The organism is Streptomyces sp. 63XJN7_1_ISO-PGPR-S23-121, assembly GCF_056173025.1.
On record NZ_CM149653.1, the window covers coordinates 7,174,131 to 7,188,231 of the forward strand.

Annotated in this window: 9 protein-coding genes and 3 pseudogenes; 5 read left to right on the forward strand and 7 right to left on the reverse strand. The window is 71.3% G+C overall.

Annotated features, from left to right (window positions below):
* Positions 1-23: 23 nt before the first annotated feature.
* A complete protein-coding gene (locus AC0VYN_RS32030; protein ID WP_475533791.1) occupies positions 24-671 on the reverse strand; it encodes a hypothetical protein in 648 nt (215 codons plus the stop codon).
* A 125-nt stretch (positions 672-796) separates the two neighbouring features.
* Positions 797-2,866 (reverse strand): N-6 DNA methylase, encoded by a 2,070-nt coding sequence (locus AC0VYN_RS32035; protein ID WP_475533792.1) that lies wholly within the window; start codon positions 2,864-2,866, stop codon positions 797-799.
* Positions 2,867-3,017: 151 nt separating this feature from the next.
* Between AC0VYN_RS32035 and AC0VYN_RS32040 the strand changes: the two genes are divergently transcribed.
* Both AC0VYN_RS32040 and AC0VYN_RS32045 read left to right on the forward strand, forming a co-directional pair.
* The gene (locus tag AC0VYN_RS32040) at positions 3,018-3,710 is read left to right on the forward strand and encodes a hypothetical protein (protein WP_475533793.1); all 693 of its coding nucleotides are present in this window, start codon (positions 3,018-3,020) and stop codon (positions 3,708-3,710) included.
* Positions 3,711-3,818: 108 nt separating this feature from the next.
* Positions 3,819-4,622 carry a hypothetical protein gene (locus AC0VYN_RS32045; RefSeq protein ID WP_475533794.1) on the forward strand — a complete coding sequence of 268 codons (804 nt, stop codon included), beginning with the start codon at positions 3,819-3,821 and terminating at the stop codon, positions 4,620-4,622.
* A 16-nt stretch (positions 4,623-4,638) separates the two neighbouring features.
* Here AC0VYN_RS32045 and AC0VYN_RS32050 read toward each other — a convergent pair.
* Positions 4,639-5,061, reverse strand: a pseudogene (locus tag AC0VYN_RS32050) (HNH endonuclease family protein); the annotation flags it as partial.
* 31 nt (positions 5,062-5,092) lie between these two features.
* Here AC0VYN_RS32050 and AC0VYN_RS32055 point away from each other — a divergent pair.
* Both AC0VYN_RS32055 and AC0VYN_RS32060 read left to right on the forward strand, forming a co-directional pair.
* Entirely contained in the window at positions 5,093-6,733 is a 1,641-nt protein-coding gene (locus AC0VYN_RS32055) for a tyrosine-type recombinase/integrase (RefSeq protein ID WP_475533795.1), read from the forward strand.
* Positions 6,730-7,329: a DUF6262 family protein gene (locus AC0VYN_RS32060; RefSeq protein WP_475533796.1), complete on the forward strand. Its 600-nt coding sequence runs from the start codon at positions 6,730-6,732 to the stop codon at positions 7,327-7,329. The genes AC0VYN_RS32055 and AC0VYN_RS32060 overlap by 4 nt, the downstream gene beginning before the upstream one ends.
* A 114-nt stretch (positions 7,330-7,443) precedes the next feature.
* On the opposite strand, the gene AC0VYN_RS32065 is transcribed toward AC0VYN_RS32060, so the two are convergent.
* From AC0VYN_RS32065 to AC0VYN_RS32075, 3 genes and pseudogenes are all read right to left on the reverse strand, one after another.
* Positions 7,444-8,574 (reverse strand): DUF6183 family protein, encoded by a 1,131-nt coding sequence (locus tag AC0VYN_RS32065; RefSeq protein ID WP_475533797.1) that lies wholly within the window; start codon positions 8,572-8,574, stop codon positions 7,444-7,446.
* Positions 8,575-8,640: 66 nt separating this feature from the next.
* Positions 8,641-9,412: pseudogene (locus AC0VYN_RS32070) on the reverse strand (HNH endonuclease family protein).
* 82 nt (positions 9,413-9,494) lie between these two features.
* Positions 9,495-9,848 (reverse strand): annotated as a pseudogene (locus AC0VYN_RS32075) (HNH endonuclease); the annotation flags it as partial.
* 135 nt (positions 9,849-9,983) lie between these two features.
* On the opposite strand from AC0VYN_RS32075, the gene AC0VYN_RS32080 reads away from it, so the two are divergent.
* Positions 9,984-10,184, forward strand: a complete 201-nt coding sequence (locus AC0VYN_RS32080) for an antitoxin (protein WP_385459049.1) — start codon at positions 9,984-9,986, stop codon at positions 10,182-10,184.
* A 92-nt stretch (positions 10,185-10,276) separates the two neighbouring features.
* Here the strand turns inward: AC0VYN_RS32080 and mfd are convergent, their stop codons facing one another.
* Positions 10,277-13,810, reverse strand: a complete 3,534-nt coding sequence (gene mfd / locus AC0VYN_RS32085; RefSeq protein ID WP_475533798.1) for a transcription-repair coupling factor — start codon at positions 13,808-13,810, stop codon at positions 10,277-10,279.
* Positions 13,811-14,101 lie beyond the last annotated feature (291 nt).

The following is a 14,101-nucleotide window of genomic DNA, read 5'->3' on the forward strand; positions in this document are numbered from 1 at the left end:
GACGACCCGTCCCGTCGTCACGGTCACCGCGGGCCCTCGTGGTCGCCGTTGCCGTCGTGCCTGCGGAGGTAGTCGCTGAGCTCGTCGAGTTCGGCGCGGACCTGGTCGATGCGGGCGGGGGCGGGGGTGTGCGGGGGCGGGGTGCGGGCCGGTTGAGGCGTCGGTATGTGGGCCGGTGCCGGCGGCATCGGGGGCGGGGTGTGGAGGGGGTGCGGTGCGACCGGCCGGTGGGCCGTCTGCGGGGCGGTGGTGGCGGTGTAGGGCGCCGCCGGGGACTGCGGGTAGCCGTATCCCGGTACGGGCCGCGGCGGGTGGCCGGCCCCGTAGCGGAGCTGGTGGAAGTGGCGGACGTCGGCCGCCAGGTAGTACGCCAGGGCGGCCACGAGCGTGCCGAACAGCAGGGCCATGCCCGTCCAGCCGCCGGCGGTGTGGATCTCGTCGCCGGGCTCGGTGCCGATGAGGACGAGTGCGAGGGCGTCGGCGGCGAGCGAGGCCACAAACAGGCCCCAGTCCAGGCCCTTGCGCGTGACGATCGCGAGGCGCAGCAGCATCGTCCAGGCCAGCAGGCCGATGGTGAGGATCGAGAGGGCCACGAACAGCACGCGCAGGAGGACCAGCCAGCCCGTCGGGGGTGACTGCTTCGACGGCTGCTGGTAGCCGTGGCCATGCATGGCTGCTCCTGGTACCTGGGACGTGGACCGACGTTGTCGGCATCGAGCGTATAGGCCGACAAGGACAACCGGCCCCGGGTTGTACCGAACCGTTGTCGTGCTGATCACTTCCCGCGCCCGGGGCCTCAGTCGGGGGTGACCGTGCCGTCCGTCAGGCCGTCGTACATGCCGCGTACGAGCTGTTCGCCGAGGCGGCCCGCGTGCCTGAGCGCCCGCTCGAACTCGTCGAGGGCGCGGAAGCGGGCTCCGTAGCGGTGCTGCGCGTCGAGCGGGAGCCGGGGGAGCTGGAGCCTGCGCACGTCGAGGCGGGTGGCGGTGGAGGCGTAGCTGCTGGCCTGGCGGTTGTTGGCGGTGCCGCGCAGGAACCCGGCGAGGAACCAGGGGTCGAGCGCGGCCGGGTCGGGGCGCAGCAGGACGAGGTGGCGTCCCAGGGCGGCGCCGGCGGTGGAGTCGTCGATCACGCGGGCGACGGAGTCGCCGCCGAGGACGGGCAGGACGACGTCCCCGGGCTCGGTGAGCACGGGTTCCTCGTCGCTCTCCGGGAGGGTGCCGGAGGGGCCGGTGCCGGCGAGGACGTCGAGGTCGGTGAGGACGGGCACGCGCGCGTGGCCGCCGTTGGTGCCGGTGCGCATCCTCAGGGCGCCGCCGCGGGCGAGTTCGCCGACGGTGGTGAGGGGCCAGCGGGGTGCCGTCCGTGCGGGGCCGGCGGGCGGCGGGGTGAGGTCGGCGGCCAGGCGCAGGGTCTCGCCGAGGCGTTCGCGTACGTCCGTGAGCTGTTCGGCGCCGTCGGCGGCGGTGGGCGGCGGCAGCCGGCGGGCGGGGGCCAGGTCGACGTCGTCGTCGAGGAGTTCGATGACGGGCAGGGAGCGGGCCAGGCCCGGGCGTTCGTCGAGGTGCCCGGCGCGGTCGAAGTCCCGCCAGGCGTCGAGCACGGCCTCCCGCACGGCCCGCCAGTCCGGTCCGCCGCGTCCCTCGCCGGCGAACTGGCCCACGTCGGCCAGGAGTACCTCGGGCTGCGCGGGCGCCTTCTCGGGGCGCCGCAGCACCCACAGGTGGAGCGGGATGTTGTACGGCGGCGCGGCGCCGACCGGCAGGGCGACGACGGCGCGCAGGGCGCCCAGGCGCAGCAGGCCGGCGCGGATGCGGCGGCCGGAGCGGCGGGAGGCGGCGGCGGGCGGCATGAGGAGGACGGCCGTGCCGCCGTCGGTCAGGCGGGCGAGGGCGTGCTGCACCCAGGCCAGCTCGGACTCGGTGCGGGCCGGGAAGCCGTACTCCCAGCGGGTGTCGTAGGCGAGTTCGTCGTGTCCCCAGTTGCGCTCGTTGAACGGCGGGTGGCACAGGACGGCGTCGGCGCGCAGCTCGGGGAAGGCGTCCGCGCGCAGGGTGTCGCCGGCGGCGATGCACACGGCGGCCGTCGTGCTGAGGGCGAGCCGCAGTCCGGTGAGCGCGGCGAGTTCGGGGGCGCTGTCCTGGCCGTACTGCTCCTGGCCGGGGCGGGCGGCGACGGCGCGGAGCAGGGTGCCGGTGCCGCAGGCGGGGTCGAGCACCGTCCGGGCGGGGCCGGCGAGTTCGGCCATCAGCTCGGCGAGGGAGGCCGGGGTGAGGGTGTAGTGCCGCGGGTTGGCGTCGAGGTGCCGGCCGAGCAGGAACTCGTACGTCTGCCGGGCGCCCTGGGCCGCGGCGAGTTCGGCGGTGCCGCGCAGGAGGGGGACGGAGGGGAGCAGCCGGGGGCTGACCGGGGTGGGGACGGTGCGGTCGCGGTCGGTGCCGAAGCGCGGGGTGAGCACCTGGTCGAGTGCGGCGGGCAGCAGGGCGGCGAGGCGCTCGTCGGAGCCGGCGCTCAGGTCCAGCCAGTCGGTGGGGCGGTCGTGGATGAGCAGGAGGAGGCAGCCTGCGTGGGTGAGGGCCGTGACCGGGCCGTCGGGGTGGCCGGCGAGTTGCTGCCAGACGCGTTCGCGCAGGGGGACCTCGGCGAGCTTGCCCTGGTCGCGCAGCCACCGCTCGACGTCGGCGAGGGCGAAGGAGGGGCTGGTCTCGGTGCCGCCGACGGGCTTGGGGAAGTCCGCGTGCCGGCGGCGCCAGTTGCTCACGGCGGCGCGGCCGACGCCGGCGAGCCGCGCGATTCCGGCGGCGGTCACTTCTGTCGCGTTGTCCTGCACCCGCACGCTCCCCTCGTCCAGTGTGGCGACGAGCATACCGAGGGCGCGTGGAGCGACGCATTCACGGGCGTGTACTCGCCCTACTCTGTGAACATGGTTGACTCGGTTCACAGCTTCTGTTCTTATTGACCTCGCCAACGAGCGAACGCCGACAGGAGGCGGTCGCCGTACGGGAGGGGACACAGCCATGGGCATGAAGGGCAAGGTCGCGCTGGGCGCCGTCGTGGGGATCGCCGTCATCGGAGCCGTCTCGGCGAACTCCGGCGGCGACGACGGCGGGTCCGACGCCAAGGGCTCTTCCGCGTCCGCGGGGCAGCAGGCCGGCAGCGGGAAGGACGCGGGTGCGGCCGAGGGCGCGGACACGGCGAAGGCGGAGAAGAAGGCCGCCTTCGAGGGGGACGGCGACTTCGAGGTCGGCTCGGACGTCAAGCCCGGCACCTACCGCACCACCGGCAACACGGACGGCATGTGCTACTGGGAACGGGCCAAGGACGCGTCGGGCGAGCTGGACTCCCTGCTGGCCAACGACAACGTGACCGGCACCTCCTACGTCACCGTCCAGGCCACCGACAAGTTCTTCAAGTCGAACGGCTGCGGCGACTGGGAGGCGGTCGACCCGAAGGCGAAGGGCACTCCCGCCGCCGAGATGTCCGGGGACGGCGGCATGTTCGCGGTCGGCACCGACATCGCCCCCGGCACCTACAAGTCCACGGGCAACACCGACGACATGTGCTACTGGGAGCGCACCAAGGACGCCGCCCACTCGCTCGAGTCGATCATCGCCAACAACAACGTGTCCGGCACGGCGGTCGTGCGCATCAGCACCTCGGACGCCTACTTCAAGACGGTCGGCTGCTCGGACTGGAAGAAGACCGGCTGACCCGCCGCGCACCCCCGGGCCCGGCCCCACCGATCCACCGAGGGTCCACCGCCGGTCCACGTCGCCTCCCCCTCACCGATCCACCCCCAGCACCATCAAGGAGCCCCCATGCGGCGCACCACACTCGTCGCCCTCTGCCTCGTGGCGACGACCACCGCCGGACTCGCCGGCTGCCAGTCGGGCACGGACGACGACCGGTCCGGCGGTTCGGGCACGCCGGCCTCCGCGTCCGCGTCGAAGCCGGCGTCGAAGGCCGCGTCCGCGGACCCGTTCGCCGGGCTGACCGGGGCGGAGATCGCCGACCGGGCCGTCGAGGCCACCACCGGGGCACGCTCGCTGCGCATGACCGGCAACGTCCCCGACGACGAGAGCGGCGGCACCATCCGGATCGACATGGCCATGGACCGGCAGGGCGAGTGCGCCGGCACGATGAGCATGGACGGGCAGGGCCAGGCCGAGCTGGTCAGGACCGGCGGCACGCTCTACATGAAGTACGACGAGAAGTTCCTGCGCGCCCAGAGCGAGGGCGAGCCCCAGGCGGACACCGACGCGGCCGTGGCGATGCTGGCCGGCCGGTGGACCAAGATGTCCGCCGGCGGCCAGGACGCCAAGGACATGACGGGCTTCTGCGACCTGGACACCATGCTCGGCGAGATGGAGGGCGCCGGCCAGGACGTGACGCGCGGCGAGTCCACCACCGTCGGCGGCACGCCCGCGCTCGTCCTGCACGAGAAGGACGGCGCGGACCGCAACACGCTCTACGTCGCCACCGAGGGCAAGCCGTACCTGCTGCGCTTCGACAGCGCGTCGAAGCAGGACCCCGGCACGATGACCCTCAGCGCCTACGACGAGCCGGTGGCCGCGAAGGCGCCCTCCGGGACGGTCCTGGACCTGGACGCGCTGGGCGGCTGAGGCGGCGCGGCCCGGCTCAGCCGCCGCACTGCCGCAGCATCGCCTGCCGGTCCGGCGCGGTCACCGCCAGTTCGTACTTGACGGCGACCTGGGCGAACCGGACGGCGTACGCGCACCGGATGCCCTTGCTCGGGGGCAGCCAGGTGGCCGGCCCGGAGTCGCTCTTGGCCGAGTTGGCCCGGCCCTCGACCGGGATGAGGTTGAGGGGGTCGTTCGCGAGCTGCCTGCGCTTGCTCTCCGGCCACCGTGAGGAGCCCAGCTGCCAGCTGTACGACAGCGGCACCACGTGGTCGATCTGGACCTCGCTCGCCTTCTGCTTGCGCCACTCGATGGTCGTGGCGGTGTACGGGTCGTCCAGCGTCATCGCGACGACCACGCAGTTGGAGCCGGACCGGAAGCGCACGTCCTGGCCGTCGCGTCGCAGCAGATCGTTGCGGGTTATCTCTATCGCCCTCCTGGCCTCGATGCACATGAGGCACAGCCGTAACCCCTTCGAGGGCACCGATCCGACCTCGGGCGACGTATGGGAGTGCGCTCTCATCGGGCTGACGGCGGGGCGCGGGCGCAGGTATACCGCCGTCCATGGCGACATCGACTTCCGTCCGGTGCGGCAGCGTTGGCTGCGGGAGCTGGTCAAGGAGTACGGCCGCACGGCGCGCCCCAGCGTCATGGACCTACGGCAGACCGTCTACGCGGCGACCATCGCGTCCTCCGCGTTGGCAGGCCGCCCCCACGGGGATGAGCCGGGGCTCCTCGCCATGGCTGACATGAACGCCGTAGTGGACATGTTCCGCATCACCAAGCGGCCCGAGGACGGGCACGACTACTCCACCAGCCACCGCAGAGCCCTGCTCCGCCACTGGCGCACGTTTCTGGACTACGCACGGCAGGCCGGGATGATGGATCACGTGCCCGGCGGGTTCGCGCTCAACCCCCGCTTCCACAGCATCGCCGCCGTGGAAGTGACCGAGGACGATCTCGGCCGTGCGATCCCCGAACACGTCATCGCCCAGCTCGACGCGCACCTCGATCTGCTGGGCACCTCGACGGGGTACGCGAGCGGAGGCTGGGCGGCCGCCGACTTCGCGCGGATGTACCAGGTGGTCTACGCGGTCCTCCGGGACACCGGCCGGCGTCCGGGCGAGATCACCAGCCTGCGCCGCGACTGCCTGGAGCGGATCGACGGCAAACCGACGCTGATCTACGACAACCACAAACGGCGCCGCCACGGCCGTCGGCTGCCCATCTCGGAGAGCACTGCCCAGGTGATCGAAGCCTGGCAGAAAGCACTCGATGCACTACCAGCCGTCCCGGCCTGCGACCAGTGGCTGTTTCCCTCGCCGGGACAGCGCAACCGTCCGCGCCGCGGGCATCTGAACGCTTCGCATTTCTGCAACCGGATCTTCCGGAACTGGGTCGACGAACTGATCCCAGACCTCGTGGACGACCGGCTCAGCAAGGACGGCACCCCACTCGCCTACGACCGCACCCAGGTCGTCCCGTACGGCTTCCGCCACGCTTACGCCCAGCGCCATGCGGACGCGGGCACCCGCCCCGACGTGCTGCGGGAACTCATGGATCACCGTTCGCTGGACGTGACCATGGGCTATTACAAGGTCTCCCTCAGCCGAAAGCAGGAGGCCGTGCGCACGGTCGCGGCACTCGCCGTCGACCGGCACGGAGCAGATCGCGGATTCGGCGATCCCCTCGCCTACGAGGTGGAAAGCGTCGGGGTTCCCTACGGCGGCTGCACCGAGCCGAGCAACGTCAAGGCCGGCGGCGGGCACTGCCGCATCCGCTTCCAGTGCGCCGGGTGCGACTTCTACCGCCCCGATCCCTCCTACCTCCCCGCCTTGGAACAGCAGGTCGCGGACTTGCGCGCCGACAAGGAAGCGGCCCTCGCCATGGAGGCCGCCGACTGGGTTGTGCGCAATCTCGACGACCAGATCCGCGCCTACTCGAAGTCGGCCGACGAGATGCGGCGGAAGCTCGACGCCCTGCCTGCCGAGGAGCGGGCCGCCGTCGAATCCGCCTCAAGCGAGCTGCGCAAGGCCCGTGCGGCAGCGGCCTTCATCCCTCTGCAGGCGCTGACGGCACGGAGCTCGGAATGAAAATCCCTGCTGCTTCCGGCGGCAACGACCGGCACGCCCGGGTCGAGCGGCTGCGCGTCAGCCGCGCCAAGGACAGCGAAGACAAGACCAGGCGTGCACTCGACACCGTGGACGGTCTTCTCCGCTCGGGACGACGGATCACCGTCGCCCAAGTAGCCCGGGAGGCCTCGGTATCCACGTGGTTCGTCTACAACCAGCCTCAGGTGCACCAGGCCGTTCAGGACGGCATCACCGCCCAGCGAACGCGGGGTCGCCGGAACTCCCATGCTCCGGAAGCGTCCCAGGTGTCTCCGGCCGGGTTGCGGACGGATCTCGCACTGGCCCGCGAAGAGATCAAGGACCTCAAGAAGGAGCGCGATCGGCTCCGTAACCGGGTCAGGCTGTCTCTGGGCGCCGAATTGGAGGGCGTGAACCAGCACGAGCTGGTCGAGCGGGTACAGCAGATCGAGCAGCGGAATACCGCGCTGGAGCATGCGTTGTCAGAGGCCAGGGATCAGATCGCCGCCCTGGAGGGTCAACTGCGTGAGGCGGAGGACGACCTCACCGCCGCACGAGCCGGTCTCCGCCGTGCCATGCGGGCTGTTCCGTCTCCGTAGCCCTTGCGATACCGCCCACTCGCGGCTGTCCGGCTTTCATACCGTCTTCGGGACAGCCGCGAGGAGGTCGGCGAAGTGGTCAGGAATTGACTCACGCGCCGGTCAGGACCGCGCTCAGTCGGTGTCCGTCGCGGCCAGCATCGCCAGTCGTCGGCGTTCTGGAGAGACCGCGACGAGGCCGATGTCCCAGGCCACACGGTCGAACCACTTGGTATCGGCGCCAAAGGCATACCAAGCGCATGCCCGTGCACTCGCCTCGACCTCTTCCGCGCGGCAGCCCTGTTCCGTACCGGAGAGGCTGGCCATGGACTGCCAGGCGGCCAGCCGGCCGTAGGCACCACGGACGCCGGAGTTGTAGGCACCGCCCGTGGATGCGGCGGCGAAGAGAACCCGCCATGGGTGCTCCGGCGGGCAGGCCGCAACCGATAGGGCGGCCTTCTTCGTCCCCGCGCCTTCCAAGCACTTCAGCCCGAGTGCCAACAGCATCCTCGGAACCGACTCGGCTTCCAGAGGAGCTGCCAGATCGAAGACTCGTGCTTCGATCCGGCCGTTCGACTCCTCGGCCCAGTTCGTCACAGCAACGCCGGTGGCCTTGGCAACGGCTTCGGTCGTCGTCTCCTCGACCGGCGGCACGGGCGCCCGGTCATCACACGGCACCTCACGGTTCGCCGGAGGGCCATACGGCATCGAGTGGCTGCCACCGCGCGCGCTGTAGCTCGGCAGATCCGGCTGGCCTTCCAGCTCCGACAGCGCCAACGGCAACCATCCCAGCGGATGAAGCCTCCAGTGCGGCGACGTCGCCCATCCGGCGACCCCCGGTGACTCCGTGACGTCCACGCCTCTGAGAACCAGCTCATGGACCAGGCACGCCCGAAGTTCCTCAGTGGCGTGTCCAGTGAACGCCACTGCGAGTTCCTCGACCGGCTGGCTGGAGGCCAGCAGGGAGGCGCTATAGCGGTCCAGCTTCCTGTCAGCGGCCTCTGCGCAAAAAATCAGCCGCAGTGCTTGGGCGACGTTGCCGGGACCAGGCGTGGTGGCCAGCAGCCGGAGCAAGTAGTCGAAAACGCTCCTGTACTGCCATATCCGACCGGCATCAGAGGCGTAGACCCCGGCGAGCGCAATAGCGAGGTCCGCGACGAAAGCAGCGTCTCCCCGCCCGAGACTGCGGTCAGCCGTCTTCCACACGTCGGTGACGCTCTTCATGCCGGGCAGCTTCGTCACGATCTTTTGTATGCGGTCAGCCACGGCAATGGACCCTATGCGGCCCACAGCCCGAAAGCGACGGCATTTCCCCAGTTCACCGCGCTCCTCTCAGATCCCGCACTGCTTGAGCATCACGCTCTTGTCCGGGGCTGTTACCGGGAAGCTCGTACTTTTCCGCTACCTGTGCGAACCGCACCGCGTACGAGCACCGGATCGACTTGTTCGGCGGCAGCCAGGACGCCGGGCCCGAATCGCGCTTGGCAGAGTTCGTGGAGCCTGAGACCGGCAGAAGATTGAGCACGTCGTTGGCCAGCTGCTCCCGCTTCTCCTTGCTCCAACGCGAGGCACCCATCTGCCAGGCGTACGACAGCGGCACCACATGGTCGATCTGCACCTCGGCGGCCTTCGCCTTCTTCCAGGCGATGTCTTTGCCGGTGTACGGGTCGTACAGGTCCATCGACACGACCACGCAGTCGGAACCCCTACGGAACTCGACGTCCTGTCCATGAAGTTTCAGCAAGTCGTTCCGCGTGTCGCAACCGTTCCGCGCCAGCGGCACCCCGTCCGCCGTGTCCATCCACGCATAGCCGAACCTGTCCCGTTCGTAGCCCGTCTTCGGCCCACGTCCCTTGACCGTGAGTGCGTCGACGAGCTTGCGCGCGTTGGCCTTGTCCGCCTCCGACGTGAGCGCGCCGAGCCCCGGCTTCGTTCCGTCCGGATTCGTCAGCGGGCTCGCCGCCTGCCCGGCAGCGGCGTCCGGTCCGGATCCCGCGGAGCTTCCGCCCGGCTCCAGGCCATCACAGCCTGCGACGAGCGTGACGGCAACGGTGACCGTGAGGACGCCCCTCTTCCCGCGCGTAAGCAGCGGCCCGTGACTCATGTGCCTCTCACTACGCACAGCTGACCACACCCCACGTACGCTGCGAGAACAGATCCATCACGGCGCGAAGCATAGAGATAATGCGGGTGTCGCAGCCGTTCCTCGCCAGCGGCACCCCGTCGGCGGTGTCCATCCAGGCGTAGCCGAACTCGTCCCGGTCGTAGCCGGTCTTGGGGCCGCGCCCCTTGGTCTTCAGGCTCTCGATGAGCTTGCGGGCCGTGGCCCGGCCGGCGTCGTCCGCGACCGGGGCGAGACCGGGCTTGGTCCCGTCGGGGTTGCGCAGCGGGCTGACGGCGCGTCCCGCGGCCGGTGCCTCGGCGCCGGCGCCCGGCGACGAGGTGCCGTCGCCCCCGAGGCCCTCGCACCCGGTGACCAGGGCCAGGGTCAGTGCCGCCCCTGCGGCCCATGCGGTACGGATTCTGCTGCGCCGGCTCATGCGCGCCCCTCCCCTTGCGTTTTCTCGGCACCACCGTAGCGAGGAAGAGGTCCAGACCATAGAGGGCTTTACTGGGCATGCGGGACATATCTGCCGTACGGTCGAGGGTGAGTCCCGTCTCGAAAGGAGCGCCGCATGGGCTTCCTCGACAAGATGAAGAGCATGGCCGGCAAGGACAAGGACCGATCACGGAAGATGTCCGACGCCGCCGAGCGCCAGGTCAACCAGCGGACCGGCGGCAAGCACGAGAAGCAGGTCGACGCCGCGCAGCAGCGTGCCGAGGACCAGCTCGGTTTCGGGCGCGAGCGGGGCGGTGACCGTCCGGAGCGGCCGTAGGCCCGCCGCTCCCTCGCACCACGCACGGAGAAAGCCGTCCGGTGACGGAGGTCCCCGGACGGCTTCTCGCGTGTCGGCCCGCGGGCAGGTGGCTACGAGCCCAGGATCGAGGTCAGGAACTCCCCGACCCACGCCAGCAGTTCCCGCCCGAGGAGCGGCTTGCCGCCCACCTTCGCGGTCTTGGGGCGCGGCACCAGCACCTGGTGGGCGGTCTCCTTGACGACCGTGCCCGGGTACAGGCGCTTGAGCCGCAGCTCCTGCGACTCGCGCAGCTCCACCGGGGCGAAGCGGACGTTGTTGCCCTGGAGGACGATCTCGCCGACCCCGCAGGCCCGCGCGAGCATCCGCAGCCCCGCGACCAGCAGCAGGTTCTCCACCGGTTCGGGCAACTTGCCGTAGCGGTCGACGAGTTCCTCGCGTACGGCCTTGACGTCCTCCTCGCTGTTGGCCGAGGCGATGGCGCGGTACGCCTGGAGCCGCAGCCGCTCGCCGGGGGCGTAGTCGTGCGGGACGTGCGCGTCGACCGGCAGCTCGATCTTCACCTCGAGCGGCGGCTCCTCCTCGACACCGCCCTCCAGCGAGGCCCGGTAGTCGGCGACGGCCTCGCCGACCATCCGCACGTACAGGTCGAAGCCGACGCCCGCGATGTGACCGGACTGCTCGCCGCCGAGCAGGTTGCCGGCGCCGCGGATCTCCAGGTCCTTCATCGCCACGTACATGCCCGCGCCCATCTCGGTGTGCTGGGCGATGGTCGCGAGCCGCTCGTGCGCGGTCTCCGTCAGCGGCTTCTCCGGCGGGTACAGGAAGTAGGCGTAGCCGCGCTCGCGGCCGCGGCCGACCCGGCCGCGCAGCTGGTGGAGCTGGCTGAGGCCGAAGTTGTCGCCGCGCTCGACGATGAGGGTGTTGGCGTTGGAGATGTCGATGCCGGACTCGACGATGGTCGTGGAGACCAGCACGTCGAACCGCTTCTCCCAGAAGTCGACGACGACCTTCTCGAGGGCCTGTTCCGACATCTGGCCGTGGGCGATGGCGATGCGCGCCTCGGGCACGATCTCGCGCAGCCGCGCCGCGGCCCGGTCGATGGACTCGACCCGGTTGTGGATGTAGAAGACCTGGCCCTCGCGCAGCAGTTCGCGGCGGATGGCGGCGCCGATCTGCTTCTGCTCATAGGGGCCGACGAAGGTCAGGACCGGGTGGCGCTCCTCGGGCGGGGTGGTGATCGTGGACATCTCGCGGATGCCGGTGACCGCCATCTCCAGGGTGCGCGGGATGGGCGTCGCGGACATGGTCAGGACGTCGACGTTGGCGCGGAGCTTCTTCAGCTGCTCCTTGTGCTCGACGCCGAAGCGCTGTTCCTCGTCGACGATGACCAGGCCCAGGTCCTTGAACTTGGTCTCGGAGGAGAACAGCCGGTGGGTGCCGATGACGACGTCCACCGAGCCCTCGCGCAGGCCCTCCAGGACCGCCTTGGCCTCGGTGTCGGTCTGGAAGCGGGACAGCGCCCTCACGTTGACCGGGAACTGGGCGTACCGCTCGCCGAACGTCCCGAAGTGCTGCTGCACCAGCAGGGTGGTGGGCACGAGGACGGCGACCTGCTTGCCGTCCTGGACGGCCTTGAAGGCGGCACGGACCGCGATCTCGGTCTTGCCGTAGCCGACGTCGCCGCAGATCAGGCGGTCCATGGGGACCGTCTTCTCCATGTCCTCCTTGACCTCGGCGATGGTGGTGAGCTGGTCGGGCGTCTCCGCGTAGGGGAAGGCGTCCTCCAGCTCGCGCTGCCAGGGGGTGTCGGCGCCGAACGCGTGGCCCGGCGCCGCCATCCGGGCGCTGTAGAGCTTGATCAGGTCGGCGGCGATCTCCTTGACCGCCTTCTTCGCGCGGGCCTTGGTCTTGGTCCAGTCGGCGCCGCCCAGGCGGTGCAGGGTGGGGGCCTCGCCGCCGACGTACTTGGTGATCTGCTCCAGCTGGTCCGTCGGGATGTACAGCCGGTCGCCGGGCTGGCCGCGCTTGGCGGGGGCGTACTCCACGACCAGGTACTCGCGGGTGGCGCCCTGCACGGTGCGCTGGACCATCTCGATGTAGCGGCCCACGCCGTGCTGCTCGTGGACGATGTAGTCGCCCGCCTCCAGGGTGAGCGGGTCGATGGTCTTGCGCCGCCGGGCCGGCATCCGGGCGCCCTCGCGGCCGGCGGCCTTCTGGCCGGTCAGGTCGGTCTCGGTGAGCACGACGAGCTTCAGCGCCGGGTCGACGAAGCCGTGGTCGACCGAGCCGCAGGAGACGTGCACGACGGCGGGGGACAGCTCGTCCAGGTCGTTGTCGAGACGGGCGGCGATGCCCTCGCCGCCCAGCACCTCGACGGTGCGGGACGCCGGGCCGTGGCCCTCGGTGAGGTAGACCGCGCGCCAGCCGTCGGACAGCCAGCCCTTGGTGTCGGCCAGCGCCCTGGCGGTGTCGCCGCGGTAGGTCTCGGTGGCGCGCATGCCGAGCTTGAGCGTGTCGGCTTCGTCGAGGGCGTCATCGGCGGCGAACGGCGACACCGACCACCACATCATGTCGAGCTCGCGGGCCCGGTCCCGGACGTCGGCGATGGACCACAGGGAGGCCGCGTCGACGTCGATCGGCGCCTCGCCGCCGCCCGCGGTGGCGGCCCAGGACGCCTGGAGGAACTCCTGGCTCGTGGCCACCAGGTCGGCGGACCGGGTCCGCACCCGCTCGGGGTCGCAGACGACGGCCATGGCGCCCTTGGGCAGCACGTCCAGCAGCAGCTCCATGTCGTCCACGAGGACGGGCGCGAGGGACTCCATGCCCTCCACGGCGATGCCCTCGGCGATCTTGCCGAGCAGCTCGCCGAGTTCGGGGTGCTCCTCGGCGAGGGCGGCGGCACGCTCGCGGACCTCGGGGGTCAGCAGCAGCTCGCGGCAGGGCGGCGCCCACAGTCCGTGCTCGGCGATCTCCAGGGAGCGCTGGTCGGCGACCTTGAAGTAGCGGATCTCCTCGACGTCGTCGCCCCAGAACTCGACGCGCAGGGGGTGTTCCTCGGTGGGCGGGAACACGTCGAGGATGCCGCCGCGCACCGCGAACTCGCCGCGCTTCTCCACCAGCTCCACGCGGGCGTACGCGGCGGCGGCGAGGGCCTCGACGACCTCGTTCAGGTCGGCGTTCTGCCCGGTGCGCAGGGACACCGGCTCCAGGTCGCCCAGGCCCTTGACCTGGGGTTGGAGCACGGAGCGCACGGGTGCGACGACGACCGAGACCGGGCCGGTCTCCGGGTCGTCGGGCCGCGGGTGGGTCAAACGCCGCAGGACGGCCAGGCGGCGGCCGACGGTGTCGCTGCGCGGGCTGAGCCGTTCGTGCGGCAGCGTCTCCCAGGACGGGTACTCGACGACGCCCTCGGGCGGCAGCAGCGAGCGCAGGGCCGCGGCCAGGTCCTCCGCCTCGCGGCCCGTCGCCGTCACCGCCAGGACGGTCCGGCTCGTCTCGCGGGCCAGCGCGGCGACCGAGAAGGGGCGGGCCGCGGGGGGACCGACCAGGTCGACGTGCATGCGGTTGCCGTCGGCGGCCGCGGTGATCGCTTCCGCGAGTGCGGCGTCCTTGACGACGGCGTCGAGCAGACCGTGCAGGCTCATTCGGGGGCGCTTTCCGTCCGGGGATGTACAACACGACGGGCCCGACGCGCGCTGCGGGCCGGGGGGTCTCCAGCGTACGTCGCCGCGCGGGCGGGTGCGGGAGCTGTGGACGGCGTCCCGCCCGTGTACGGGTGCCCCGGGACGCCCCACGGGCACCAGGGCGCTCCGCCCGCCTTCGCCCACTCACCACCCGGCTCGGCCGGCCGGAAGGCGGGCGATCGAAAGGAGCCCGGCGCCCGAGTCCCGTGGGACTCCGGCGCCGGGCCTCTCCTCCGCAACCCCCGTGTGCGG